This is a genomic window from Methylophaga marina (assembly GCF_030296755.1).
Taxonomy (GTDB): domain Bacteria; phylum Pseudomonadota; class Gammaproteobacteria; order Nitrosococcales; family Methylophagaceae; genus Methylophaga; species Methylophaga marina.
Genome location: NZ_AP027741.1, coordinates 2,424,455 through 2,451,160, shown reverse-complemented (window position 1 = coordinate 2,451,160; position 26,706 = coordinate 2,424,455). Strand labels below are relative to the sequence as shown.

Below are 26,706 nucleotides of genomic sequence, written 5' to 3'. Positions count from 1 at the left end.
CTCGTTTAAAAAGGCTGATATTAATAGTCTTTAATCTGACCCCAAATAACCTTAAGCAATCCTGGTTTAATAATCTATCGGGGTAAAATCTGTAGTGGTCAACTAATTCCGGACACAGGATTAGACAGATATTCCGCCTTTGCAGGTGGTAATCCATCATTAAATTGATGTGGTCGCTGCCAGTTGTAATAGTCCATCAAGTAGTAACTCACATCACGCATTGCTTCGTTCAGTCCTCTATAACCGAGCCTTGGCAACCATTCAGACTTCAAGCTACGAAATAACCGTTCCATTGGAGCGTTATCCCAACAATTACCACGACGACTCATGCTTTGCGTCATTCGATAGCGCCATAAACGCTGCCGATATTTCCGTGAGCCGTATTGGCTGCCCTGGTCACTATGGAACAAAACATTTTGTGGCCTCCCTCGTGACTCAAAGGCCATGTCCAAGGCTTTAACGGCCAAGTCTGCATCAGGCCTTGCCGACGTTGCCCAACCGATAACACGGCGACTATATAAGTCCAATATCGCAGCAAGGTAATGCCAGCGACTGCCAGTCCAGATATAGGTGATGTCACCACACCACACTTGATTGACTTTCTCTGGTTCAAACGCTCTATTCAATACATTCGGTATATCAGGTCTCTCAACGGTGGCTTGCTTATAGGCATGCGGTCCCGGTTGTTTACATATCAATCCCAACTCGTTCATCAGGCGAGTGACTTTAAAGCGGCCAATCTTGATGGACTCATCCCGTAACATGTCGACTAGTGTCCGGCTGCCCGCACTGCTGCGACTTTTGGTGAACAGCTCATTCACCTTAGCCCGCAATTGTAGCCGTGCTATATCAGGCTGTTTGAGGCGTTGCTGCCGGTCATAAAAGCTACTCAGGCCCACATCAAACAACGCGCAAATCAACGTCACGGTGCCATGCTCTCTTAACTGGTCTATCAGCGTGTAGAGCCGAGTTCGTCCGACATCAAGAGAGCGGTAGCCTTTTTTAATATGAACTTCTCTTGCTCCAGCCGTTTGATCCGAGCTTCAAGTTCTTTAATCCGTTGTTGCTCGGGCGTGAGCGCTTTAGATGCCGGTGTGACGCCGCCACGCTCGGCTTCCAACTGCTTCACCCAGCGACGCATCGCTGACGCACCCACGTCCAATGCTCGGCAGGCTTCTGGGATACTGTAATTTTGATCAACAACCAAGCTGGCTGCTTCAAGCTTGAATTCTGGGGTAAAACTTCTTCTTTGTTTTGTCATTGAACACCTCTGTGGAGGTCATAGTACCTCCTAAAATGGTGTCCGGGATCAGTAAACCACTACAGATTGGTTTGATTCTCATCTGATTCAGGTGACCGCCATTATCTCTGCTGTCACCGGCTTTATTTTCTTTGTGCGTGGCATGGGGCGTAAGCTCAATATCATTGACTTTTCACTACTGAAAGATAGAAGCTTTGCCGCGGGCAATGTCGCCATCGTTGGCTTTGGTGTCTCGATGTTTGGGGCCATTGCTATTTTGCCTTTATTTGTTCAGGGATTGTTGGATTACCCTGTATTGGAATCAGGCCAATTGTTTATTCCACGTGGTATTGCGGCTGGTTTTTCTATGGTAGTGACCGGTTCATTTCTGGTGAACCGCTTTGATCCGCGTCTATTATTAGCCATCGGTTTAATTCTCACAGGTACGGGGAATTTCATGCTGGCCAACCTGAACCTGGACGTGAGTTTTTGGCAGCTTGCCTGGCCTGGAGTTATCTCAGGGTTAGGTATGGGACTGTTTTTCGTGCCTATGTCGACACTGGCTTTCCAGAATATTTCCTCAGAAAAACAAGATGAAGCTTCTGGCATATATAGTGTGATGCGTTCGCTTGCTTCATCAGTCGGTATCGCCATTATTGGCTGGCAACTTGCTCGCAGAACCAATCTTCACTATGCCATTCTGACAGAGCAGATCACGCCTTTTAACCCAGCTGTCTCTCAGTATTTAGCACCTTTAGGCTTGTCACCTGACACAGGGATGGGGGCCAAGGTTTTAGCGAATGAAGTCATGGCTCAAGCCTCAATGCTAGCGTTTCAGGATGCCTTTATTCTGTCGGGACTCGCGGCATTTGCCATGTTACCGATGGTGCTGTTAATTCAAAAACCTGCAAAATCAGAGGTGGGTTCGCCAGCCACTGTGCATTAACTCAAACAACATCGTGTGATAAAAAAATCCCGGACCAGCAAGCTGGTCCGGGATTCATTCCTTTCAATGTAATGCAGTCAGTGGTTTATGCAACAAATAACGATTTAGCATTCACAAATTCTTTTATACCAAAGCCACCATGCTCACGACCATAACCACTTTCTTTTACACCGCCGAAGGGCATATTGGCTTGAGGACCAGCGTAACCATTAATGTTCACCATGCCCGTATCGAGTTGTTCACGGGCAATACGAATAGCACGCTCCTCATCTTTAGAGAAAATGCCGCCACCAAGTCCATATCGGTGGTCATTAGCAAGCTCAATGGCTTCAGCTTCATCAGCGACTTTGAATAACGCAGCCACCGGGCCAAATAACTCATCGTCATACGCCGGACTGCCAGCTTGGATGTTTTCCAATACCGTGGCTGGGTAATAGGCACCTTTTTGATCAGGTACTTCACCACCACATAAGCATGTGGCCCCTTTCATCACCGACTCCTGAACCTGCTGATGCAGCTTGTCACGCAGATCAACACGTGCCAATGGTCCCATATCATGATCACTATTGGTTGGGTCACCAAAGGTCAGTTGCTTCATTGCCGCGACATATTTATCTCTGAACTCTTCATAAACAGGGGCTTCAATAATAAACCGTTTCGCTGCAATACAGGTTTGACCACTATTCATGACACGGCCCTGAACGCAGGTTTTGACTGCCAGATCGATATCGGCATCTTTCAAAACGATATAGGCGTCACTCCCCCCAGTTCCAGTACATTTTTCTTCAGATGCTCACCAGAAATTTTGGCAATCAGTCGACCGATACGGGCACTGCCAGTAAACGTCACACCCCGAATATGAGGATGAGCAATCAATTCATCAGCCGTTTCACCATCAACAAATAGGCAGCTAAATACGCCCTTGGGTAAACCCGCTTCTTCATAAATCTTCTGAATGGTTTCTGCTGTTTCAAAGCAGGACTCATCATGCTTAAACACTGTCGTATTACCGGCCATAATCACCGCAATGCTGTAGCGAATACATTGATAAAGCGGGAAATTCCAAGGCTGCATGCCTAAGATCACGCCTTCAGGCTGATAGGTAATAATGCCTTTCTTACCCACAGCGATGTCACGCTCTTCATCAGCCAGAGCGTCAATGCCATGCTCAGCGGTATATTCACAGATAGCAGCACATTGCTCGGCTTCACCTTCGCCTAGTGCTAAGGGTTTACCCATTTGTTTAGCCATCATTTGAGCTAATTTGGCTTTGTCACGACGCAGCAATTCAGCGATTTTTTTGATAATGCTGGCACGCTCTTCAAGTGAGGTGTTTCTCCAGCGCTGAAAGGCTTTATGAGAATCATCAATTAACGCTTCTGCTTCCTGCTTGGTATGCAGATAGTAGGTTTTATACACCTCTTCTGTGGCAGGGTTATAGGTATCAATTGTTTGACGAGAAATATCGGTTGTTTTCAATTCTGCTTGAGTCATGTTTTATCCTCTTTGATAGTAAGAAAATTCGCGTTGATTGCAGATTGAAAATTAACGAGCATCCTCCAGAAATGGGTAATCGGTGTAGCCTTCGGCACCACCACCATAGAAAGTATTTTGATCGGGCGTGTTCAGTGCAGCCCCGGCTTTGAGGCGTTCCACCAGATCCGGGTTAGCAATATATTGACGACCAAATGCTACGGCATTAGCACGTTGGCTTTTGACCGCATCCTGTGCTGTCAGCAGATTGTAGTCACCATTGGCAATGTAAAAGCCTTGCCATTGTTTGATTATCTGTTCAACGATGTATAAGTCCTCATTACTCACATCAATGCCGGGAAAACGCTCAACGATATGGACATAAGCTAACTTATGCTCGTTAAGCTGTTTGATCAGCGCACTGTATGTAGTGAGTGGCTCACTGTCACTAACATCGTTGAAAGTACCAGTGGGTGACAATCGAATACCAACACGGCCAGCATCCATCACTTCAAGCACAGCCTCAACCACCTGATTAACCAGACGAATACGGTTCTCGACGGAACCACCATAATTATCGGTACGCTGGTTACTGCTGTCACAGATGAACTGGTTTAACAGATATCCGTTGGCAGCATGAATTTCCACGCCATCAAAGCCTGCTTTGTCTGCATTACGAGCAGCTGTTTTGTATTCTTCAATCAGATTATCAATATCATCAGCGGTCATGGCTCGTGGCTCAGATACATCCACCATCTGCCCATCGACAAATGTTTGCGCTTCAGCGCGAATAGCTGATGGGGCTAGAGGTTGCTCTCCTTCAGGGAGTACCGATTGATAACTGATTCGGCCAACATGCCAGAGTTGTAAGAAAATCTTTCCACCTTTGTCGTGAACGGCATCCGTGATTTCTTTCCATTTAGCTACTTGTTCGTCAGAGTAAATACCAGGGGTCTTGATATAACCTTTCCCCATCTTGCTGATTTGCGTGCCTTCAGCAATGATGAGACCAGCACTGGCACGTTGTGAATAGTATGTGATGGCGAGATCATTGGGGATATCCGTATCATCATGGGCTCTGTTTCGTGTTAGTGGGGCCATAAAAATGCCGTTTTTGAGTTCCACTGAGCCCATCTTCATAGGACTGAATAAGTCATTCATATACTTCCTCCTTTGTTGTCCAGATGATCAGTTTGATAACAAAGTCATCAAATAGTTCGCTGGCTAACTATAGGAGAGAAACTGTCTTTTCTATGTGAAGAGATAAGCTTGAGCGTCTATAAAACGACACTCTGAAATAAAAGTCCTTTGTAATCCTTACCCGATGACACTACTACATTCTGATTTGCGTTCTCTGATGTTAAATACTGGCATTTGCTCGTTTATGTTTGGGTAAATACAGCGATATCACGGCTGTTATGACGATAAATAAAGCAGACACCCATAAACAAAACCCTAAACCATAAGACTGGTAGAGCCAGCCTGAAAGCACCGTACCTATGAGCCTGCCCATGGCATTTGCCATGTAATAAAAGCCGACATCAAGTGATACGCCGTCTTCACCTGCATAACTGACAATCAGATAACTATGCAACGCTGAATTAATGGCAAATAAAACACCAAAAATCATCAGCCCCACTATCAGTACCAGCTCTTTATGCCAGTTATAGGTCAATGCGACTGCGATCACTACTGGAATTAAACTTAAGGCGAGCGCCCAAAATAAGGCATCTTTGCCATCTGGAAGTCTCTTTTTAGAGCGGGTAGTTAATCTAGGCGTAAAACCTTGTACCGCGCCGTAACCTATCACCCATAAAGCCAAAAAACCGCCTACATACCAGTGATCCCAACCAAAGCTGGTGGATAAATAAACAGGTAAAGCCACAACAAACCAGACATCTCGTGAACCAAATAAAAACATTCTGGCGGCAGAAAGCACATTAACTGACTGGCTTTTAGAAAAAACATGACTAAATTTAGGCTTATTTTTAGCTCTACCAAGCTCTTGTTTAAGAGAAAACAGACTAAATATCCAAACCATCATTAATCCAAGGGCCATCACTAAGACCGCCCCTTTAAATCCAATCAGCGTGAGCAGACCGCCTCCGAGAAAAAAGCCCACCCCTTTTAATGCATTTTTTGACCCGGTTAACGCGGCAACCCATTTATAGAGCTGACCATTTTCCTCTTTTGGCACCAGTAACTTGATGGCACTTTTGGCACTCATTTTATTTAAGTCTTTGGCGACACCGGATAAGGCCTGTGCCGCCATGACCCAGATAACAGTTAACCATTCACTCGGCACAAGTAGCATAGATAAGGCGACAACTTGCAGCAGCAGCCCGATATTCATGGTTTTATTCAGGCCAATATGTGCACCTAGCCAGCCTCCAACAAGATTAGTGATCACCCCAAAAATCTCGTAGAACAAGAAGAGCATGGCGATCTGCAACGGGCTGTAACCCAAACTATAAAAATGCAATACCACTAACATGCGTAATGCACCGTCAGTTAAGGTAAAAGCCCAGTAGTTTGTGGTGATAATAAGATACTGGCGAATCTCGTCAGATAGCTTAGCCAAGGCTGTCATTGATGATTACTCCGAATCCTGTAGACCGACCAAACGCACTAACTCAGCAGTACGGTTAGCATAGCCCCACTCGTTGTCATACCAGGCGTAAATCTTTACCTGCGTGTGATTGACGACCATGGTGGATAAGGCATCAACAATGCTTGAACGCGGGTCACCTTTGTAATCTATCGATACCAGAGGGCGCTGTTCAAAACCTAAAATACCGTTCAACTCTCCATCAGCCGCTTCTTTTAATAAACGGTTGACTTCATCAGCTGTTGTTGCACGCTCAACCTCAAACACGCAGTCCGTTAGCGAGGCATTGGTTAGCGGCACCCGTACAGCATGCCCATTAAGACGCCCTTTTAACTCAGGAAAAATTTCTGTAATCGCCATTGCTGAACCTGTTGTTGTTGGAATCAAGCTAGTGCCACATGACCGTGCGCGACGTAAGTCTTTATGTGGTGCATCAATGATCGTCTGGGTATTGGTAATGTTATGAATGGTCGTTATAGAACCATGTTTAATACCTAACTTATCGTGAATAACTTTTACCACAGGCGCAAGAGAGTTTGTTGTGCAGGAAGCGGCTGTCACAATTTGATGTTGGTTTTTGTCATAACCATCATCATTGACACCCATCACGACATTTAAGACGCCCTCTTCCTTCACGGGCGCCGTCACAACGACACGCTTTACACCTTGTTTCAAATAATCTTGCAGGATGGCCTTGCTTTTCATTTTGCCACTGGCTTCAATCACAACATCACAGGATGACCAGTCAGTCTCAGCGATGCTTTTATTCTGACTGCAGATGATGTTTTTACCATTGATGTGAATGACATTATCTTCAGACATCGCCTCATGATGCCAAGTACCTTGAACTGAGTCGAAGTTGAGTAAGTGAGCCAATGTGTCTGCATTTGCAGCAGGATCATTAATCTGAACAAACTCAATATCATCCCAATCAAATGCAGCTCTTAAAGCTAAGCGACCGATTCGACCAAACCCATTAATACCGACTTTGATTGTCATATTTAATCCTTAATTGCGTAGTATTTTTCTAAGAAATTCAGATGTGCCGTTGCTGTTAAAGCACAGGGTCTTACAGACTGAACAAGCTCCTTAACCTCTTTCCACTCCATACCCATTTCCAGTAAAAGTATGGCGGCGATCAGTCCTGTTCTACCCGAACCACCACGACAATGAATAGCAATGGTCGATGCATTCTCTAACAGTTTAAGTAGCTCAGTTTTGACCTGAGAAAATCTCGTTAAGAAAAGTGCATCTGGAGACATATCATCTTCGATGGGTAACTGAAACCAGTGCACCCCCTTCTTCTGGATAAACATTCCCAAGTCAGGCACACCTAAATCCACAATCTCATGATCGGGTAAAGCCGTTATGACAGATGTTGCTCCCGCATCATATAAAACGTCTAAAGCCTGTTCTATGTCAGTCTCTTTAGTGCCTGGACATGGCGTAAAAATAAATTGCCCGCCGCTTGGCAGGGGAAGAAAAGTAATAGGATGTGTATTCATGATTTAACAACGTTCTTAAAAGTTATCCGCAGCAATTTTTTTGATTATCTGGACGATCAGACATTTGTTGAAATCGTTGCAGATCCTCATCGATAAGTTGCTGATTATGTATTTGGGTGCTTGAAATGACAGATACCATCCAGAGAGGAAGGTCAGTACTGATACGATAAAAGACCCACTGTCCCTGACGTCTATCCTGTATAAGCCCACATTTTCTGAGTTGAGCTAAATGCCTGGAGATTTTAGGTTGAATTTCATTTAATGCTTCCGTTAACTCACAAACACATAATTCTTCCTGTTTTAAAATCAATAAGATACAACGTAAACGTGTTTCATCGGAGAGACATTTATAAAAATCTACTGGGCTCATCACTCTATTCCAAACTTGGACCTAATTAAGGTCAATAAACGAATTTTTAATATATGGTAATCGATATATATTTAAAAAATATGACATACCAAAAATACATGATAAAACCCAATAAATACGGCTAAAAATCAACAGTAATATTAGAGCCACTCTGATATACGTCATGACTTTCATATGCAATATTGCATATCAATATTCGTATTCTTATATACATTACTGAATATATGGATAGGTGGTCCTAGCTTTAATGATTAAAAAATATTGAGACTGGTAACGTATTTCATCGATGAATTCCCAGAGAACTACTCAATCGTGGCCTATAGCTTGGTGTTGATACGTGTAATAGAAAACGTTCGAGACTGAATAGTTTGAATGCTGACTGACAAGCAATATCGCGCTGGGGCTCTATATCATTTTCCATCATCAGAACGCATTATTTGTTCATAGCAGCCAGAATTAAGCTCACATAAACAATGCCATTTCTCATGTGAGTTACTTCTCTGAAAAATTTGAGCATTCCTTGGAATCAAAGCCGTAGTCAGTTGTCGCACTGATCAATGCGTTTTTTCATCAAAAAGATAAGCTGTGTGCAAATCAAATGACATGAATAAAAAGCATTTCACACTATACAAACATGTGCATTGCTATCTTTAGTTGAATTTGAATTTACCACTGTCAAGGAGATATAGATGAGTAACGATATTCGAAAAACCATGTGGAAAGCGATGAGTGACAGTCCTTTTCTGATGATCGGGCTGGATCACTCGCTGCAACACAGTGAACCCATGACAGCGCAATTAGATGAAAATGCCGATAGTGAGTTCTGGTTTTACACGACTAAAACTAATCGAATAGCAGAAGGTGGAGCAGCGAAAGCGACTTTTGTGAGTAAAGATAACAAAGTGTTTGCATCCATCCGTGGCGTATTAAAGCCAGAAACGGATGAGGCGGTGATTGATAAATACTGGTCAAAAATGGCCGCATCCTGGTATGACCAAGGACGTGAGGATCCATCTCTACTTATGATGCGTTTTGAATTAGATGATGCGGAAGTCTGGATTTCAGATCCAAGCATTAAAGGCCTATTTAAACTATTCACCGATGGCAAAGTGGAGCCAGACATGATGGGTGAACATAAAAAAATCGGTCTCTAATCTCACGACTTTTCTGCCATATAAAAAAAGCCCTGCTCGCTCTGAGCAGGGCTTTTTTAATACCACTACGCCAGGCACACAATGATCAAATAAAACTAATCGTAATAGATAAAGGGCTCTGTTTCATGCTCAGGCAAGTTATGAATATAATGCTCATCTGAATAAGCTGTGCACTTGAGGTCAGCCAGAAGACGCTGGTCTTTCACCACATAAATACCGCCTAACTCCACCTTCTCTCTGATACCCGCCTCAGCATCTAACCATTCGCCATTGGTAATGCCGGAATAGACAATATAGTCATAACGTCCATTTGAGAATCGTAAACGTCCTTCGCCACCACCACTATAGGCTGTTGAATTAAATTGCACTGGTGCGTGAAGTTCCAGCTCAATCTGATTTGGTTTGCCATAACGATAAACTAATGTGTCCTGTTTAGTGACACACACTGAAACTGATTTAGCTCTAATATCGCAGCTAAAGGAAACCGTCTCCTGTTCACCACAGTCATTCTCAGCACTGAGCTCGCCACATAAAAAAAGCAGTAACATGAGACCGAGGATTGTGCCCGGCCAATAAAAAGCAGCTTGTTTCATGAGCCGGCCACGTTAAATAAGGACACGGCTAAAGCCAAGCTGAGTATTGCCACAATAAGATTGGCTAAGATCCCCCAACGTGCTTTGTAACCTTCAGGGATTTCTGATTCGCTTAATTGTTTCAGCACGATCCCGTATTGATAGGAAGAAACGAGCGCACATACAGCCCCGAGAAGAATAAACGCCAGCCCCAGAATAAATGTTGATGAGGTGGTGTGTGGTGTTTGCTGTCCCTGGATGACAGCGAGTAGCAGCCCTGCTCTCTCGACAACAAAGCCAAAGGCAATCAAAGCCAGACTGGTACGGTTCCAGGCAAGCAAGGTACGTTCTGCCGCAAATAATACTCTGGGATCATCTAAATAGGACATATCAAATCGCTCATGCACTCATACTAAAAAAACAGGTCTCAACCATATCGTCTAACGACATAAATCACCACCAGTAAATTGCACACTCTACCTCGAGTTCACTTCAGATTGAGAACAGTATTTTCATACACACGCATTGTAAAAAAGGGTAAACCCAAGTGCGTAAACTTGACTCATAAACGCTATCGCGTTTCACTAAAAGACCAGCTAATTAAATAGGAGGTTGAGATGATTTCAACTGAAATTAAAGAAGCTCGGTCAATACACGATGTGGTTCAACTGATTGATAGTGGCGGCACTCATCATGACTCGCCAGAAGAAGTGGCAGGCACCTATGCCTATCTCGCTGTCATTGATTCAGACCATATCAACAAAGAACATGCAAAATCTCAATTAGACGATCTGATCGAAGCCGGTGCGAAATTTGATTACGACCTGGCACTGGAACATGCAGAGTCACACCTTATCGAAGCCCAACATTAATCCAGTCAAACAAACCCTGTGTACGCGTAATACATAGCGTCATGGGGTTTGTTTTTATTGTCTCCTCACTTTCCCCTAATATGCAGTAATCGTCTTACAAGAAAAACCGATAGATCACTGAATTAAAATAAGAAACTTGCAGTTACCGGAAAATACTATATTCTGAGTCATTCTCGTTTTGTCATTTATCACACATAACTGACCAAGCACCCATTGCTTTTCAGGATAAATGATGACCAAGCCTATTCGTGTTCGTTACCAGACCATTGAGGTCGGTGATATGGATATCCACCTTTGTACGCTTCGGGATAAGCAGCAGTTTAGTGATCCAGAAGGTGAAGCCAATGACATGGGGATATCTTCAGCTACCTGGCCTTTGTTTGGTGTTGTCTGGCCTTCGAGCATAGTGCTTGCCAATCATATGCTGAACTACGACATTAAAAATAAACGTATTCTTGAGATTGGCTGCGGTATGGCATTATCAAGTTTATTACTCAATGAACGCCTGGCAGATATCACCGCCACTGACTACCACCCGCAAGTCAGCCACTTTCTTGATCGCAATACAGAACTGAACAGTGGTAAGAGCATCGCTTTCGAACAAGTCGACTGGGCAAATGACACCAGTCAGCTCGGCAAGTTTGATTTAATTATCGGTAGCGATCTGCTTTATGAAGATGAGCACGTTCTGCTTTTAGCCAGCTTTATTCATAACCATGCAAATCAGCACTGTGATGTTATTTTGGTAGATCCCGACAGAGGCCGGAAAAACAAACTCGATCGTGAAATGATAGCTTATGGTTTCACCAGCGATTACATAAAGCCTGAACACACAGACTATCTCAGCGAGAAATATAAAGGCTCTATCTTACGATTCTCACGTTAGACACCACTTTCTTGTGGCACCACACCGGCGACTTTCAGCTTACCTCTTCTCACCTTATTCATCGCAATGGTTGATGATATCAGTAATGGCGTCACCACCAGCAATGAAGGCACAATCGCGATGCGTATAAACGCGATCATCATGATGGAACGTAATTGTGTGTCATGTTGAAATGACGCCATCAGTCCACACACCAAACCGATAGAAATTGAAATACAGTAGGCAATTAAAACAATACGACAGCGTTTCCACACGATATACCAGTGAGCATTAATCAGCGGTGTTTGATGAACATGTTTCGACCGATACCAAATATAAAAAATGACCGATAAGGAACAGACACTGGCTATGGGTAGCAATAAAAATTCCATCCCCAGTAACAACGAACCTATTGGGATAAGCAGGTTAAAAACCAATAGGTTAAAGACTAATAATTGATGAGGGATAACAGCCCGTTGTTGTTCAGTAAGCATAGAAATACCTCCAATGTATTACAAATATTTAAACTGCTTGCACACCACTAATCTAGCTAAGTGTAGCGTTATCTCATTAAAATTTGTTGACGATGTTAGCCTTAAATACATTGACGCATTTATGACTACAAACGAAGCATCACTGCTTAATAACCGACATTGGAGTTAATTAGAAAACGACCTCATTTCGCTATGAAATTTGGTTTATCCTGGCCTGGAAACACTGAACTTAACGGCGGCTAACAACCAGGCTGTTAGCCTTTGGTATCACTGTTTTATTGCATGCATCATCGCATTCACAAGCTCATATCCACTACGATTCTGCCACGAATTTTTCCGGCAAGAATCTGCTGAGCAGCATCGGGAACTGCATCAAGCGGAATTACTTGAATCAGTTGTTCTAAGGTCTTCAGATCGATGTCTTCTGACATGCGACTCCATGCTCTTTTCCGCAACCAAGACGGACACATTACGGAATCAATGCCTAACAGGTTCACACCACGCAGTATGAATGGCAGCACGGTACTCGGCAGACTGGCTCCACCGGCTAAACCACAGGCGGCAACGCTGCCCCGGTACTGAGTTTGACGAAGAATACTGGCGAGGGTTTCCCCACCCACTGAATCAATCGCACCAGCCCAACGTTCGGAGTCCAGAGGTCTGCCACTTGGCGACGATAATTCTTCTCTGTGAATGATCTCAGACGCGCCAAGACGCTTTAGATAGTCTCCCTGTTCTTCGATTCTGCCAGTCGATGCGACAACGTTATACTGGCGTTTAGCGAGTAACGAAATAGCGATGGACCCCACCCCGCCAGAGGCACCTGTCACTAATACTGGTCCAGAGTCGGGAAGTACCTTGTGATCTTCAAGCGACAATGTCGCTAGCATGGCCGTAAAACCAGCGGTACCTAAAGCCATGCAATGCATGGCGCTGAGTCCTTCAGGTATTAACTCTGCCCATTCGGGCTTAACCTTGGCAAATCCGGCATAGCCACCGGAAACCTGCTCACCCACACCCCATCCAGTGACAAAAACCTGGTCACCTGCTTTGAATTTTGTGCTCTCACCGGCGTCTTCAACTACACCAGCCAGATCGATTCCTGGCACGATAGGAAACGACCTCAAGACTTTGCCTTTACCTGTCACAGCAAGCCCATCTTTGTAATTCAAACTAGAATGGGTAACACGAATGAGTAGATCCCCACCTTGATTCGGTAAAGCATCCACATTTTCCAGTTCGATGAGGTTTGCTTGAGACTCCTTATCCTCTACTAGCAAGGCTGAAAATGTGTTTTTAGACATTAGCGACAACTCTCTTTCTCTTGTTTATTGTGTTAAGTGGTGTGTTTAATTAGCCAACTATATAAAAGGCTGTCTTAGGCGCCTGCGGCTGCTATCAGTCCTGAAAACAAAGGGTAATCAAGGAGTCAGGCACTGACGGCTCCCTTGATTAAGTTAAATCAAACAGTCTGCCCCTATTGATTTCATCGTCTTTAACTTGCTCATCTTTTCGTTGCTCAGAATCTTTTGTCATGCTTATTCTTCTTGAAGGTTTGTCTATGAATTTACCTTCTCTATATTCTTGTCGCCACCTATAAATCATCACTGGGTGAAGATTAAGGATTTTTGCAATATCAATGGCTTTGGCATCAAGTTCAAATGTTAGCCTGACAACTCTGATTTTGAATTCCATTGAGTATTCAATAACTCGTTCATCGCTCAATATCTTGGGCATATATCACGTACCTCTATTAAAAATAGGTGTCTACTTTATGGGGGAGCCTTCAAGCGCAAACCCAGTCCGACAACATGCGATTGTTAAGCTTTTTTAGTGAAATAGCGTTCAATTTCATAGCCTACCCCTGATTCACGCTCACCAAACATGCTGACATATTTTTTTAACTCGGCAGCTCCCGCACCACCAAAGACTAACTTATTAAGAGTAGCTCTTACTCCAAATTGATTTTTTAGGTTTTCAAGTGGGTTGCCCTGCATGGCTATCTTGAAGATTCCCATCCCTGCTTCCATTTTTACAGGTTTATTTTTTGCACCAAACCCAATTTTTTTATCTACATATTGGTTTACCGAGTCAAGCTGCTTTCTGTAATTCAAAAGACTTTTTGTGTCGTCTGCACTCATTGCATTCTGGAACATTTTTAACCAATCACGAAGTGATTGAAAATCATCTCTCATTTGTAATGCTGTAACGATCAGTTGATCAGCTGAACTCGCCTCTTGAATTACTCTAATAGGCAATGCTGGGATATTAACGTATGCAGAAAATAGTGAGTCATTTCCATATATTTTCTTTGTTACTTTTACTTTCTGGTCTTCTAAAAAGGTAGTCATTTGATGAAGAGCATCAGCTGCAGGAAGCAAAAAACCTGAGTTTAAAAATAGTCTTTTTCGCAAAGGGTGGGGTGTATAACCTTTTTCATATACGAAGCTTCTGGCACACATGCCGGCTCCACCCCATAAAGTTGCTGATAAAAGAGGATCTGGTATTTGTCTATTAGTATTCCAGCCATCAACATTTTCCTGATGAGAAAGCCGCAAAGATTCCGTAGAGCATATATGGTCAAGAATACGATCACGGGGGGCTGCAATTTTTTCAGGCTCAGACAAAAATGGATATGCTCGTACAACACCTAGATTCTTTGCTTCTAGTATTGGGCTATGAACTCTTTCCCATGAGTAGGTGAATTTTTCTTCGACTAAAATTTCATCGCGAAGAATGAGGTCCGAAATAAAATCAAATAGAGCCTCTGTTTGGATGATGGCACTAGATATTGGCTGATAAGAATGCACTTCGCCATTAAAAACAATTTCACCGGCGTCGTAATTCTCAAACCCCTCAGTAAATAACGTTGTTATATCCTGTAGCGACCAGTTGTCTGAAACTACTCCTTGAGCCATTGTCTCTCCATATGCTTAACACGGAGCGAAGCGGCAGCCCGTCAGGGACATCCGCCTTACGCGAATTGTTAAATTGGTTTCCGGCTCATCGGTATGCTCATCCCATACTCCTGAGCCTGCCGGGCGAATTCCGTGTCTTCGACTTTAAACCCATGGGTTTCAAAGTAGTGCACTTGATCAGACGATGCAGCAGAGAGAGTAATTCTTGAAATTTTGTTTTCCCGACTAAATCGACACACATTATCCAGAAGAGTCGAGAACAGTCCTAAACTACGATACTCATGATAGGTATATTGCTGCTCTGACTCTGGCACGGGCTCATAGATGTTGCTGAACTCTACATCCGAAATATGCATATTATTGGGATAGGTTCGGGCCAAAAGAAGCTTGCCGCAGATGTTGTTTTCTAACTCAGCATCATCGACTTTTGCATGAACCAAAATAATATCCTGAATTACCTTCCTCTTGATTACCTTTTCAACATGCCGGAATAGATACGGATCGCTGTTGTCAAAATACTGTGACAGTTTCTGAGGATCGACTTTCGCACCGGACTCAACGTAGTGCATCCATGCGTTGGCACCAATTTCATGCAAGCAACCTGGTTCAAGTTCCGCAATAGCATCAATCTGATTCATGCCGTACATCTCGATACTGACTGGCTTTTCAAATTTTTGCTCTATTTCTTCTTTGGGATAAACACAGTCGAGGTGCATGACCATCTCCTAAATCTAACAATCTATTTTATAAGGCCACCGGCCTCATAATAAATATTAAACAGGCCGCCTTATAATTCCTTTTCAAGGACTTTAACACATTGATTATTAATGGAAGTAATTTATTACTCATGGAATTATGGGGCCAAAGTCATGAACTGATGATGAAAAATAGTGCCAGCCCTTTAGTATCTTTAGATACTGGTTTATACGCATGAACTCGTTAGTATCGCTATCACCAATCTAACTTTGCTTAGGTCTTAATTACACTTCCCGTAATAAATGCATCGGTGGCACGCTGGATACTTTTCTGCTGGCAAATAAACCGATTGCGGAAATAACGACGACACCAATTAGTGGTCCTAAACTCCACAACAAAGGATGCCAACTCGCTTCTGCTTTAAAGACAAATACCTGTAAACCATACAGGCAGGCTTCGGCTCCAGCAGCGGCAATCAGTCCTGAGAATAATCCCAGTGCGCCAAACTCGACAAATAAGGCTTGTTGTACCAAGGATTTTTTAGCACCCAGCACGCGTAATAAAGCCCCCTCTTCCAGGCGCTCTTCTAATGTTGAGCGTACGCTTGCCAGTAATACCAACGCACCAGCACTTAATATGCACAGCAACACCAGCTGAATCGCCTGTGATAACTGCCCGATTACGGTCTGCACTTGTTTTAATAAATCACCGACATTCAACATCGAGACCGTAGGGAATTGAGACATAGCCTTATAAAAAGGTTGTGCATTTTGCTGGCTGATAAAGACACTACTGACAAAGTTAGCCGGATAATCTGCTAAAGCTTGTTTGGGCAAAATCAGATAGAAATTTGGCTGCATTGAACCCCAGTCAACCTCTCGTACTGAGGTAATGGGTAAGGTAATGTCATTACCACCAATATTAATGGTGAGCTTGTCACCTATTTTCAAATTCGCTTCTTGCATCACCCGTTGCTCGATAGACAGGCCATTCGCATTAAAGTCACCGTCAATCAACTTACTACCCTTACCTATTTCCTCAGACCAGGTCAGATTCAATTCACGTGAAAACAATTCGGGCTCGGGTTTATCTTCAGGGTAAAGAGTCTGTACCGATGTGCCATTGATGTTGATAACTCGCCCCCGAACCATTGGGAACCAGTCAGAGCGTTTGATATTCAGCGAGTCTGTAACCTTATCGATTTGGTCAATCTGATCGGCCTGAACATTAAACAAATAGTGATTAGGTGCATCTGCCGGTAACTGCTGTTGCCAATCTGAAATCAGGTTCGATTTCACACCGACTAATATCAGCCCCAGCATAATAATCAGCGTAAACACCAATAACTGAAATAAGTTGGGAAACAATCGACGATATAAAGCAGCAAAGCCTATCTGCCAGCCACTGGTCGCTCCTGTGGTCAGTGAACGGCCGAAGCTAAATACGCCATAACCCAGTAAGGCGACTAAAAGACCAATGCCAACAATGGCTAACATCATAATGCTCGGTAGAATTAATCCGCCTGTATACAGGCACATCAAACCAAACATACCGACAAAACCAATGCTATAAATAATGACCGTGTTTTGTTCTACTTTAAAACCTGGCTGCAACACTGACATCGGTGACACCTTAATCAGACGCTGTATCAATGGAAAACAAAATGCCAGCATAGAAACCAGCCCTGTCGCCACACCCAGCCATAATCGACTTAATGAAGGCTCGGGCAAAGCGGTCGACATTAGCCCCGCCAGCATGGATGAAATAATCAGTTGCCCTGCCCACCCAGCAGCCAGACCAATGCCAGCCCCTATTACAAACAGGGCGATAAACTGGATAAGGAATACCTGCACTAGTTTTTTCGGTGTGGCACCTAGTGTTTTTAACACGGCAACCTGCATCAAGTGGCGTTTTACAAATCGAGATGAAGCTAAGGCCATAGCAATCCCAGACAGGATAACCGCGAGTGTTCCAGCTAATAATAAAAAGGATTGTGCTTTACCAATGGTGTCACCAATTCGCTCACCTTTTTGTGTCGGCGTCCGCCAGCGTTGGCCCTCATTCAGTTGTGGCGTTACCCATGTTTCATACTGTTCTAATAAGTCCTTATCACCGGCCAGTAACAGGCTATAACGCACCCGACTACCAGGAATAATGACTTGTGTTGCTGCCAGATCGGCCATATTAATCACCGCACGAGGTGATATAGCAAACGCCGAACTACTGGCATTGGGATCTCTGACCAGAAAGTGACTAACGGTTAAACTTGTCTCACCCACCTCAACCTTGTCGCCAATATTGACGCCTAATAAACTGGCGAGGCGTGAGGACAGCCAGATCTTCCCCGGCTGTGGCGGCTGAGTATATTCATGCCCGGTACCGAACAAGGTATCGTCAACCAAATAAACACCTTTGAGAGGATAAAGTGCTGTCACCGCACTGACCTGACTGAGTTGTAAATTATCACCGGCAAATATCATGGTTCGGAATGAGGTGCGTTGAGCTTGTTTAAGCCCCAGCTCATCGGCTTTTGTTTGCCAGTTGTCAGATATCGTATCATCAGAGCTAATCAAGCGATCTGCCGCCATTAAGTTGGCTGACTCGCTTTCAAATGACAGTTGTAGGCGATCAATAAATAAACTAATCGCAGTGACGGTGCTGACAGAAATAATCAACGCAAAAATCAGCGTTAGAATGTCGCCACTACGGATATCACGCAGTAGTAATCGTAAGGCAAATTGCATTAGTTTTTTCCACCAACTGACCTGCAGACATCACGAGTTGACGATCACATTTTTCTGCCAGATGGTTGTCATGTGTCACCATCACCAACGTCGTGCCCTGCTCTTTATTCATCTCAAAAAGCTGCTCGATAATAATGCGACCATTACCTTCATCCAGATTGCCGGTAGGTTCATCAGCAAACAGAATTTTCGGGCTGGAGGCAAAAGCTCTGGCAATGGCCACACGTTGTTGCTCACCACCGGATAACTGGTTTGGATAATGCGTTAAACGATGCGAGAGCCCTACTTTTTCCAATAAGGCTTCTGCCTTTTGACGAGCATCTTTATCGCCCTTCAATTCGGCCGGTAACATCACATTTTCAACTGCCTGCAAACTCGGTAACAAGTGAAAAGATTGAAAGATAAAGCCGACATATTGCCCGCGAAGTAAGGCTCGTTGCTCTTCACCCATGGCTGAGAAAGCATGGTCGTAAAGATAAATCTCGCCAGACGTATTCACATCTAAACCTGCCAGTAAGCCCAGCAAGGTCGACTTACCTGAACCAGATGCTCCCACAATGGCGACCGACTCACCTTCCTGAATATCTAAACTAATTCCTTTTAATATGGTCAAATCGCCTGTATTTGCCGATACCGTATGGGTTAAATTCGTTACTTTGATTGCAGTTGTAACTGCCATGTTTTCCACTCTTAAAGGTTTGTATGTTTTTAAAAAGACAATATTGGTTTGTGTTACTCATCAGTTTATTGATGAGCAACGCAGTATCAGCATCGACATTGCTAGTTATGGGAGACAGCCTGAGTGCTGCCCATAATCTCCGACCAGAATTAGGTTGGGTTAGTTTACTGGAAAATCAACTATCTGAGTCTCACCCGGAAATTACCATTGTGAATGCCAGCGTCAGTGGTGAAACCACGCAAGGCGGTTTAGCCCGCTTTAAACAACTGTTGTCAGAACATAAACCCAGCTGGGTCATTCTGGAATTGGGCGCAAATGATGCCTTACGTGGCTATCCACTGACACAAACCAAACAGAATCTTGAATCCATGATTGAACAGGCACATAAAGCTGACGCCAAGGTGCTGTTAGTAGGCAACCAGATTCCACAGAATTACGGTAAACGTTATACAGAGATGTTTTTTAATTTATACAAAGAGTTGGCAGAGCAATATCAACTGGCTTATGTGCCTTTTATGCTGAAAGGTGTCGCTCTTGATAAAACCTTGATGCAGGCTGATGGCTTGCACCCAAATAAAGAAGGCCAACCTGTTGTATTACAGAATATTAAGCCGGCATTGCTGCCACTACTGGATGAGGCTAAATAAGAATAGTTTTACCACACACTGTTATAAGTGATGACAGAAAAAAGGCTACTCAGAGATTGAGTAGCCTTTTTTGATTAATGGCCGAAAACGTTCTTATCTTCTTGTTTGGCCTTTTTTGCTGCTTTCTTTTCTTTCGCCGTTAATAGCGGTGCTTTTTTCTGATTCTTTTTACTATCTTGACCTTTACTCATGATATTCACCTGTTAATTGAATGCATTAACCTCAACTGCTTATTGCAAATTTGAGGGCATGTTCTAGGTAGAAACATCAACGCCAATCAATGTCGGTACATAGATAGTCAGTATGGGCGCAATCACTAAGAAGTGATAGTTTATTTATTCGCTCATCCTCTTTATGTGAGCCCTAAACCATCACAATGACTAAATCATGTGATTAGGTTTATGAATAAAGGCTAATCGCCATACCGATGCCAGGATTCATAAGGAATATTATGCTCTTCCAAAAAAGACAACACACCGGCTGATTTTTCATTACTGAAACGCGTTTCAAGCAAGTTGATGATATCTCCATCCACACCCAGAGCTTTTTGTAAGATCGGCATATGCTCTGCCTTTATCGTCCACCGCCATTCATACTCGGAGGAGCCAAAAAACTCTTCAACAGCAGGCCCTAGATCTTGTCCTTCAAAAACCAGATCGCCATTTTGCTGAATTTCTGCACTCAGAAACCGAAGTCCTCGCCTGTCACGTTCGTCTCGAAGAACGGTTTTCTTTTTATTCCTTGCTCCACACATTGATTTCTCTTGAACGTCCACTTTAATTAACCAGCATACTTCATCACTTATACTCTGGCATGCCGCACAAAAAGACGCAGCTGCTTTTCCAGTTCAATCACAATAAATAACATCACACCAATAGCTATCACCAGAACGCCATCCCAAAAAGAAATACTTTCGGTACCCAAAATAGTCTGAAGCCAAGGATGATAGGTAATAGCAAACTGGGCGCAACTAATCACAAAAACCACCCGCCAAATGACTTTTGTGCCACAGATAGCTTTCCAGGTGATCGATGTACCGTGAATATTCCGAATAAAAAATAAGTGGAAAATTTCCATTACAACCAGCGTATTGACGGCCAGTGTTCGTGCAAGTTCAACCGAATATCCCTGACTAATAGCATAGTCGTAAATACCATAGACACCACCCAAGAAAAGCAAAGAGACCAAGACAATATGCCACAACAACTCGGCACTTAATAACGATTCATTTCGCGATCGTGGAGGCCGGCGCATGGTATTTTCTTCTGTTGGTTCAAAAGCCAGAGCAATACCTAAAGTCACTGCTGTTATCAGATTCACCCAGAGAATCTGAACCGGAGTAATAGGCAATGTCATACCAAACAGCAAAGCGACAATGATCGTCATGGCTTCACCGGCATTGGTCGGCAAGGTCCAGCTGATAATCTTTTTCAAATTATCATAGACCGTTCGCCCTTCGCGGACAGCTGACACAATCGTGGCAAAGTTATCATCGGCCAGTACCAATTCAGCCGCTTCTTTTGCTGCTTCAGAACCTTTAAGTCCCATCGCAATACCGGCATCAGCACGTTTAAGTGCAGGGGCATCATTCACACCATCTCCAGTCATGGCGACAGTCAAATCATGTGCCTGTATTGCTGTAACAAGTCTTAATTTATGCTCAGGACTGGTACGGGCAAAAATATCGCAATCAATAACATTGGCTTTTAACTGCTGCTCATCCATGCCATCAATATCTAATCCAGTCAGCACTTTATTCGGATTTTTCAGGCCAATTTGTTTACCTATTGCAGCAGCGGTTTCGGCATGATCGCCCGTAATCATTTTCACACGGATACCAGCCTGGTGACATTCAGCCACAGCGCTTATGGCTTCCGTTCGAGGGGGATCAATCATGCCGACCATCCCTAACATTATCAGAGACTCGTTGAGATCATCCTGCTCCAAAACAGTATAGTCAGTGTTAACGGGTTTAACGGCAAACGCCAACAAACGTTGGCCTTTTGCAGCAATAGTCAGCATTTGTTGCTGCCAATAGGCCATATCTAAAGGTTCAACTTTGCCATCAGTGCTACGCTGACTGCCACACATTTCTAATAGTCGCTCCGGCGCACCTTTAACAAAAATACAAGCATGATGTTGATGGTCATGACTTAGCGTTGCCATGAAGCGGTGGCGGGCATCAAAAGGAATTGCATCACTCCGTTTCCATACGGATTGTTCCAGCCTGACATCGAGATTCATTTTGCCAGCAAAGGACAATAAAGCGCCTTCCATGGGATCACCTTCGCTATGCCAGACACCTGACTTTTCTACTAGCGAAGCGTCATTACATAGCGCGGCCGCACGAGCCATTTCTTCTAATGCACTATGCTCTGTTGGTGAAATACACCGATCATTTAACTTCAAATCGCCTTCAGGATTATAGCCCTCGCCCTCTAAGGTAAACGCATGCTGATAAGTGACAACCGAGGCCACCATCATTTCATTACGAGTCAATGTGCCGGTTTTATCAGAACAAATCACAGACACCGAACCTAATGTTTCAATCGCGGGCAAGCGACGAACTATGGCCTGGCGTCTGGCCATAGCTTGAACACCAATTGCCAGAGTAATTGTCAGTACCGCAGGGAGACCTTCCGGGATAGCTGCTACAGACAACCCTACGACGGACATAAACATCACAGCAAGATCATGCTGAGTATAGAGATAACCAAAAACCAGCAGTAGTGAGGCGAGTACCAGAATAATCAGCGTTAACCATTTAGCAAACACATTCATCTGCCTGATGAGTGGCGTTGTTAACGTTTCCACCTCTGAAAGCAAACTACTGATACGACCAATCTCAGTATTTCCACCAGTAGCAACAACAATGCCTTTCCCCTGTCCAGAAGCCACCAATGTTCCAGAAAAGGCCATACAGCTTCGGTCACCGAGCGCTGCTTGCTCATCAACTGAACGGGTCAGTTTTTCTACCGCTACAGATTCACCTGTCAGAATTGACTCTTGTATAGATAAGCCATGGGCATCAAATAAGCGTAAGTCAGCAGGGACTTTATCGCCTGCTTCAATCAAGACAATATCACCCGGAACCAGCTCTTCACCCTCAATACTGACTCTTTCAGCACCACGAATAACATGAGCAACCGGTGCCAGCATTTGTTGGATCGCCCCCATAGCTGATTCGGCTTTACCCTCCTGAATAAAGCCAATAATCGCATTAGCCATAACAACGGCCAGGATGACACCGGTATCAATCCAATGGGCAAGAGCGGCAGTAACAACAGCAGATCCCAGCAATACATAAATAAGAATATTATGAAAATGACTGAGAAACCGGATAACAGCACTGCGTTTTTTTGCCTTTGGCAGACTGTTTTTTCCGTACTGACGGAGTCTCTCACTTGCTTCCTGCGAATCCAGTCCTGCTGCTGAAGTCGTTAATGCTTCAAATGAAGAGTCGACACTCATGGTATGCCATGCTGTAACGCTACTTTTTGATGAACTCATCTTCACAGAGCCTCACATCATCCACCGTCTATCTGTAATAAGCACTATACCCCGTATTTTTCTTGCCTGAAAATGATGCTCGCCAGGCAAAACGCCAGCATCGTATTGATATGACAAGGATCAATACTAAAAGCTATTTGCGTCTTAACTTAGGAATAGTACCGGTTAACTGCTCTCGCGAAATGGACCAACTCATATTCAATGCTTTTTGAAGAGCGATACCATCTTTCGCCAAAAAACGAATAATAATGCCGCTATTATTAGGTAACTCTGAGGCACCAGCATAGATATCATTAAAATGCGATAAGCCTTCCCGTATCGCTCCAAGAACACAATTTAATGACGGCGACTGGTCAATGATAAAAAGTGAACCTTGTGCACGAAAAGAATCGTGAATAGCGCAGTTATGCTGGAGTACGTCTTTTCCTTCCAGTCGAAATCGCTCCAGAACTAATAGATTCATATGCTGATCGACAACTTTTATATTGCCATCATAACCAGCAAAAGCATGTTCCCCCTGTTCGGTGACTAGTTTGTAACTGGGGTCATGCCACATAAAACTATCGGTAAACAAAATTTTTGAACCTTCTCCTAATTTAATCTGAATATTTGAGCAAAAAGCGGCACCACTAAATAACACCGTGGGATCAGGAATGTACTCACAATAACTGCCTTTTCCTAACACCAGATCAACAGACTGCCTTGCTTTAATACCTCGCGTGTTATGCACAATCGTACTGGCTTGTGTTGTCAGGTGAAGCTGTGCCTGTTCTTCCAAAAGCACATCCATACTTAAATCATCACCTCGATAAATACCACCAGAGGATGACTGCAGATACAGTGTCACCATACCCTCCGGATCTCGTTCGTAATGATAAGGCCGGGTGATATGGAAAGGATGTTCCGCATGCTGATGAGAAATAAAGGTGTTACCTGACGTATTTTTTGTAAATCTGAGTTCTGCACGCGCCTTACGTGATTGCATCGTATTGATACCCATCGGCGTGACAGCAGGATTATCGAAAGGTGAAAAATCTTCGCTTCGCATGTGTCTACCTATGACGTTGCTTTATTAAACAATAAACTGGAAACGATGTAATCAACCACTTGTTCAACGCCCTCTCCTGAGCGACTATTAATCGCCACAACGGGTCTGTTTTCACGAACATTTTTTGCTTCAGAATACATAGCGTCAAAATCGACACCGACATAGGGTGCGAGATCTTTTTTATTAATAATCAAGAGATCGCTTTGTAAAACGCCAGGCCCTTTTTTACGCGGTATATCATCACCACCAGCGACATCAATCACAAACATCCATTGATCAACCAGATCCAAAGAGAAAGTAGAAGCCAGATTATCTCCTCCACTTTCAATCAGAATTAATTCAATCTCAGGAAAGTTAATGGTCATCTGTTCAGAAGCTTCTATATTTAACGTCGGATCTTCCCGAATGACCGTGTGAGGACAAGCCCCGGCTTCAACAGCCATGACCCGTTCAGGATCGATCAAACCACTTTTTCTCAATCTCTCAGCATCTTCTTTGGTCACCAGATCATTGGTAATAATGCCAATTTCAATCTGCCGTTGCTGAAATGCTGGAATAAGCTTTTCAATTAACGCTGTTTTACCAGAACCAACCGGACCACCAATACCAACTCTGGCTGGCCCGGCTAATGAATTTAAGTCAAAAGATGTGTTCATCGCAGGATATACCTTTGTGTTAGTGGAAGTTCGCTAGAGGGTTCGCAATAAGCCAGCTCACCATTGATATGAACATCAAAAGTCTGTGGATCAACAGACATCTCAGGACAGGCATCGTTATGTAACATGTCTTTTTTGGTGAGATTTCGAGTCCCCGTGGCCGGCAGTAAGGTTTTTTTCAACTCCAGCTTCTCAGCTAATCCTTTTTCAATCGCCAATGGATTCACAAAATTAGCACTCAGTTTTTGTTTGGCAACACCAAAAGCACCCCATTGAGGACGCATTATGATTGGTTCACAGGTCATTAATGACGCCGCACTGTCACCCATTGCACCATAAGCAATAAAACCACCTTTCACGATGATTTCAGGTTTAACCCCAAACATGGCTGGTCGCCAAAGAACAACATCCGCCATTTTGCCTGGTTCCAATGAGCCAATATGCTCAGCCACACCAAAGCTTTTCGCTGCATTAATCGTATATTTAGCGATATAGCGTTTGATGCGTTCGTTATCACCAATACGTGATTTTTCTGTATCCAGCCTGCCGCGTTGATCTTTCATTTTGCTGGCTAATTGCCAGGTTCGGGTTATCACTTCATTAATACGTCCCATTCCCTGACTATCTGACCCGAGCATGGAGATGGCGCCAATGTCATGCAGAATATCTTCAGCAGCAATGGTTTGAGCACGAATCCGACTTTCTGCAAAGGCGACATCCTCTGGAATAGCCGGGCTAAGATGATGGCAAACCATAGTCATATCCAGATGCTCATCAAACGTATTACGGGTAAACGGATTTGTTGGGTTAGTTGATGAAGGCAAACAATTGGCCTCACCTGCAACAGAAATAATATCTGGTGCATGACCTCCGCCAGCGCCTTCAGTGTGATACATATGGATGGTCCGGCCTTTAATGGAGGCTAATGTATTTTCTAAAAAGCCACTTTCATTCAAGGTATCGGTGTGGATTTGGACCTGAAAATCCAGTTCATCAGCGACATTAAGACAGGTATCAATAACAGCAGGCATGGCGCCCCAGTCTTCATGGATTTTCAGGCCAACACAACCGCCTTCAATCTGCTCATATAAAGACTCAGGTTTACATGAGTTACCTCTTCCCAGAAAACCAAAATTAACGGGAAAGTCCTCTGCCGCCTGCAGCATTTTTCCTACGTTAAATACCCCACCACAATCAATCCCTACGGTGATAGGTCCCAACGAGCCACCAAACAAGGTGGTAATGCCTGCAGCAATGGCATGGTCACATAACTGAGCACTATCAAAATGGACGTGCACATCAATGCCACCCGGTGTGGCAATTAGCCCTTCGGCATCTCTTACTGTGGTCGATTGCCCCACTAATAAGTTGTGATCTACTCCATCCATAGTGGCTGGATTACCGGCTTTACCAATGCCCACTATCTTGCCATCTTTAATACCGACATCGCCTTTCACAATGCCAATGACAGGATCGATTACCAGGGCATTACATAACAGCATATCTAATGTACCGTCTTCACTTCCTAGGCCTGAGGTCATTCCCATGCCATCTCGCAGTGTTTTACCACCACCATGAAGGCACTCATCACCATACACGGTGAAATCGTACTCCACCTCAGCGATTAAATTGGTATCACCAAGGCGAATACCATCACCGGTGGTTGGCCCATACATTTCTGCATATTCTTTACGACTCATTATTGCCAT

The 26,706-nt window shown here is 43.9% G+C and carries 25 protein-coding genes and 1 pseudogene; 5 read left to right on the top strand and 21 right to left on the bottom strand.

Annotation, left to right across the window (positions count from 1 at the left end; all coding sequences use genetic code 11):
• Nucleotides 1-98: 98 nt before the first annotated feature.
• Nucleotides 99-1,261 (bottom strand): IS3 family transposase gene (locus tag QUE24_RS12505; RefSeq protein ID WP_286304156.1). Its coding sequence is split into 2 segments (ribosomal slippage): nt 99-1,006 and nt 1,006-1,261, totalling 1,164 coding nucleotides; the frame shifts between segments, so codons are not numbered across the junction.
• 91 nt (nt 1,262-1,352) lie between these two features.
• Between QUE24_RS12505 and QUE24_RS12500 the strand changes: the two genes are divergently transcribed.
• Nucleotides 1,353-2,186, top strand: coding sequence for an MFS transporter (locus QUE24_RS12500; protein WP_286304155.1), 834 nt, complete (start codon nt 1,353-1,355; stop codon nt 2,184-2,186).
• Nucleotides 2,187-2,271: 85 nt separating this feature from the next.
• On the opposite strand, the pseudogene QUE24_RS12495 reads toward QUE24_RS12500, so the two are convergent.
• The 6 genes and pseudogenes from QUE24_RS12495 to QUE24_RS12470 form a co-directional block, all read right to left on the bottom strand.
• A pseudogene (locus tag QUE24_RS12495) lies at nt 2,272-3,680 on the bottom strand (NAD-dependent succinate-semialdehyde dehydrogenase).
• Nucleotides 3,681-3,731: 51 nt separating this feature from the next.
• The gene (locus QUE24_RS12490) at nt 3,732-4,820 is read right to left on the bottom strand and encodes an alkene reductase (protein WP_286304154.1); all 1,089 of its coding nucleotides are present in this window, start codon (nt 4,818-4,820) and stop codon (nt 3,732-3,734) included.
• A 199-nt stretch (nt 4,821-5,019) separates the two neighbouring features.
• Entirely contained in the window at nt 5,020-6,249 is a 1,230-nt protein-coding gene (gene arsJ, locus QUE24_RS12485) for an organoarsenical effux MFS transporter ArsJ (RefSeq protein ID WP_286304153.1), read from the bottom strand.
• Nucleotides 6,250-6,255: 6 nt separating this feature from the next.
• Entirely contained in the window at nt 6,256-7,266 is a 1,011-nt protein-coding gene (locus tag QUE24_RS12480; RefSeq protein WP_286304152.1) for an ArsJ-associated glyceraldehyde-3-phosphate dehydrogenase, read from the bottom strand.
• A gap of 2 nt (nt 7,267-7,268) precedes the next feature.
• A complete protein-coding gene (locus QUE24_RS12475) occupies nt 7,269-7,772 on the bottom strand; it encodes a phosphatase domain-containing protein (RefSeq protein ID WP_286304151.1) in 504 nt (167 codons plus the stop codon).
• A 22-nt stretch (nt 7,773-7,794) separates the two neighbouring features.
• Nucleotides 7,795-8,142, bottom strand: coding sequence for a metalloregulator ArsR/SmtB family transcription factor (locus tag QUE24_RS12470; protein WP_286304150.1), 348 nt, complete (start codon nt 8,140-8,142; stop codon nt 7,795-7,797).
• A 689-nt stretch (nt 8,143-8,831) separates the two neighbouring features.
• On the opposite strand from QUE24_RS12470, the gene QUE24_RS12465 reads away from it, so the two are divergent.
• Complete coding sequence (locus QUE24_RS12465) at nt 8,832-9,296, top strand: pyridoxamine 5'-phosphate oxidase family protein (RefSeq protein ID WP_286304149.1); 465 nt, start codon at nt 8,832-8,834, stop codon at nt 9,294-9,296.
• Nucleotides 9,297-9,391: 95 nt separating this feature from the next.
• Here the strand turns inward: QUE24_RS12465 and QUE24_RS12460 are convergent, their stop codons facing one another.
• Together QUE24_RS12460 and QUE24_RS12455 are read right to left on the bottom strand one after the other, a co-directional pair.
• On the bottom strand, nt 9,392-9,889 hold the full coding sequence (locus QUE24_RS12460; RefSeq protein ID WP_286304148.1) for a hypothetical protein: 498 nt from the start codon (nt 9,887-9,889) through the stop codon (nt 9,392-9,394).
• Complete coding sequence (locus QUE24_RS12455; protein ID WP_286304147.1) at nt 9,886-10,257, bottom strand: YidH family protein; 372 nt, start codon at nt 10,255-10,257, stop codon at nt 9,886-9,888. The genes QUE24_RS12460 and QUE24_RS12455 overlap by 4 nt, the downstream gene beginning before the upstream one ends.
• 228 nt (nt 10,258-10,485) lie before the next feature.
• On the opposite strand from QUE24_RS12455, the gene QUE24_RS12450 reads away from it, so the two are divergent.
• Both QUE24_RS12450 and QUE24_RS12445 read left to right on the top strand, forming a co-directional pair.
• Nucleotides 10,486-10,740 carry a hypothetical protein gene (locus QUE24_RS12450; RefSeq protein WP_286304146.1) on the top strand — a complete coding sequence of 85 codons (255 nt, stop codon included), beginning with the start codon at nt 10,486-10,488 and terminating at the stop codon, nt 10,738-10,740.
• A 229-nt stretch (nt 10,741-10,969) separates the two neighbouring features.
• Nucleotides 10,970-11,626: a class I SAM-dependent methyltransferase gene (locus tag QUE24_RS12445; RefSeq protein WP_286304145.1), complete on the top strand. Its 657-nt coding sequence runs from the start codon at nt 10,970-10,972 to the stop codon at nt 11,624-11,626.
• Here the strand turns inward: QUE24_RS12445 and QUE24_RS12440 are convergent.
• The 7 genes from QUE24_RS12440 to QUE24_RS12410 form a co-directional block, all read right to left on the bottom strand.
• Nucleotides 11,623-12,099, bottom strand: coding sequence for a hypothetical protein (locus QUE24_RS12440; RefSeq protein WP_286304144.1), 477 nt, complete (start codon nt 12,097-12,099; stop codon nt 11,623-11,625). The two genes, QUE24_RS12445 and QUE24_RS12440, sit on opposite strands and share 4 nt — an antisense overlap.
• Nucleotides 12,100-12,395: 296 nt before the next feature.
• A complete protein-coding gene (locus QUE24_RS12435; RefSeq protein ID WP_286304143.1) occupies nt 12,396-13,403 on the bottom strand; it encodes an MDR family oxidoreductase in 1,008 nt (335 codons plus the stop codon).
• Between the two features lie 148 nt (nt 13,404-13,551).
• Entirely contained in the window at nt 13,552-13,836 is a 285-nt protein-coding gene (locus QUE24_RS12430) for a transposase (RefSeq protein WP_286304142.1), read from the bottom strand.
• Between the two features lie 83 nt (nt 13,837-13,919).
• Nucleotides 13,920-15,017, bottom strand: a complete 1,098-nt coding sequence (locus QUE24_RS12425) for a hypothetical protein (protein WP_286304141.1) — start codon at nt 15,015-15,017, stop codon at nt 13,920-13,922.
• A gap of 68 nt (nt 15,018-15,085) precedes the next feature.
• Nucleotides 15,086-15,733, bottom strand: a complete 648-nt coding sequence (locus QUE24_RS12420; RefSeq protein ID WP_286304140.1) for a GNAT family N-acetyltransferase — start codon at nt 15,731-15,733, stop codon at nt 15,086-15,088.
• A gap of 264 nt (nt 15,734-15,997) precedes the next feature.
• A complete protein-coding gene (locus QUE24_RS12415; protein WP_286304139.1) occupies nt 15,998-18,457 on the bottom strand; it encodes an ABC transporter permease in 2,460 nt (819 codons plus the stop codon).
• Nucleotides 18,426-19,136: an ABC transporter ATP-binding protein gene (locus tag QUE24_RS12410; RefSeq protein ID WP_286304138.1), complete on the bottom strand. Its 711-nt coding sequence runs from the start codon at nt 19,134-19,136 to the stop codon at nt 18,426-18,428. Before QUE24_RS12410 ends, QUE24_RS12415 begins: the two co-directional genes overlap by 32 nt.
• Nucleotides 19,137-19,159: 23 nt before the next feature.
• Between QUE24_RS12410 and QUE24_RS12405 the strand changes: the two genes are divergently transcribed.
• Nucleotides 19,160-19,783 (top strand): arylesterase, encoded by a 624-nt coding sequence (locus QUE24_RS12405; RefSeq protein WP_286304137.1) that lies wholly within the window; start codon nt 19,160-19,162, stop codon nt 19,781-19,783.
• A 412-nt stretch (nt 19,784-20,195) separates the two neighbouring features.
• Here the strand turns inward: QUE24_RS12405 and QUE24_RS12400 are convergent, their stop codons facing one another.
• The 5 genes from QUE24_RS12400 to ureC form a co-directional block, all read right to left on the bottom strand.
• A complete protein-coding gene (locus QUE24_RS12400) occupies nt 20,196-20,537 on the bottom strand; it encodes a hypothetical protein (RefSeq protein ID WP_286304136.1) in 342 nt (113 codons plus the stop codon).
• Nucleotides 20,538-20,584: 47 nt separating this feature from the next.
• Nucleotides 20,585-23,293, bottom strand: a complete 2,709-nt coding sequence (locus tag QUE24_RS12395; protein ID WP_286304135.1) for a cation-transporting P-type ATPase — start codon at nt 23,291-23,293, stop codon at nt 20,585-20,587.
• A 133-nt stretch (nt 23,294-23,426) separates the two neighbouring features.
• On the bottom strand, nt 23,427-24,341 hold the full coding sequence (locus QUE24_RS12390; RefSeq protein WP_286304134.1) for an urease accessory protein UreD: 915 nt from the start codon (nt 24,339-24,341) through the stop codon (nt 23,427-23,429).
• 8 nt (nt 24,342-24,349) lie between these two features.
• A complete protein-coding gene (gene ureG, locus QUE24_RS12385) occupies nt 24,350-24,997 on the bottom strand; it encodes an urease accessory protein UreG (protein WP_286304133.1) in 648 nt (215 codons plus the stop codon).
• A complete protein-coding gene (ureC, locus tag QUE24_RS12380) occupies nt 24,994-26,706 on the bottom strand; it encodes an urease subunit alpha (RefSeq protein ID WP_286304132.1) in 1,713 nt (570 codons plus the stop codon). The genes ureG and ureC overlap by 4 nt, the downstream gene beginning before the upstream one ends.